Below are 963 nucleotides of genomic sequence, written 5' to 3'. Positions count from 1 at the left end.
CCGCACGTCGACGCCGGCCTCGCGGGCGATCCGCTCCATGCCGCGCCTCTGGTGCGGCAGCGTCAGGGTCACCACGGTGCCCCGCTCGCCCGCCCGCGCCGTGCGGCCCGAACGGTGAAGGTAGTCCTTGTGATCGGCCGGCGGGTCGGCCTGCAGCACCACGCTGACGTCGTCGACGTGGATGCCGCGGGCCGCGACATCGGTGGCCACCAGGACCGGCAGCGTCCCGTCGCGGAAGGCACCGAGCACCCGGTTGCGCGCGCCCTGGTTGAGGCCGCCGTGGAGCGCTGCGGCGAAAACGCCCTGTTCGCGAAGCTGTTCCGCGACGCGGTCGGCGCCGAGCTTGGTGCGCACGAACACCACGGTGCGTCCCTCCCGGCTCGCGACCTGGGCCAGGAGCGTCTTCTTGTGCATGGGGTCGATCAACAGGATGTGGTGGTCCATCGTGTCGACGCTCGCGGTGGCGTCATTCGTGGAGTGCGTGACCGGGTCGACCAGGTAGCGACGCACGACCTCGTCCACGCCGCGGTCGAGCGTGGCAGAGAAGAGCAGGCGCTGACGGCCCGCGGGGATCAGGTCGAGGATCGTGGTGATCTCGGGCAGGAAGCCCATCTCGGCCATGTGGTCGGCCTCATCGAGGATCGCGATGTCGATCTCGGAGAGCTCGACGGCACCGCGCTCGATCAGGTCGTTCAGCCGGCCGGGGGTGGCGATGAGCAGCTCGACGCCACGGTCGAGGGCGTTCAGCTGCGGCTGGTAGGGCATGCCGCCGGCGACCAGCTTGTGCCGCAGGCCCATGACGTGCACGAGGGGCTCGAGGGCGTCGCTGACCTGGATGGCGAGCTCACGCGTCGGCACCAGCACCAGCGCGCGGGGACGCCGCGGGACGGCGCGGCTGCTCGCGGCCAGGCGGGTCAGGGTCGGCAGGCCGAACGCCAGCGTCTTGCCGGAGCCGGTCTGTCC

Annotated in this window: 1 protein-coding gene; it reads right to left on the bottom strand. The window is 71.8% G+C overall.

Annotated features, from left to right (window positions below; translation table 11 throughout):
• Positions 1–963: DEAD/DEAH box helicase (locus tag FRW57_RS22080; RefSeq protein ID WP_152187089.1), on the bottom strand; the 963-nt coding region annotated here is incomplete at both ends.

Source organism: Segeticoccus rhizosphaerae, from assembly GCF_009192725.1.
Lineage (GTDB): Bacteria > Actinomycetota > Actinomycetes > Actinomycetales > Dermatophilaceae > Segeticoccus > Segeticoccus rhizosphaerae.
The sequence above is the reverse complement of the archived record's forward strand: the minus strand, read 5'-3'. Positions and strand labels throughout refer to the sequence as shown.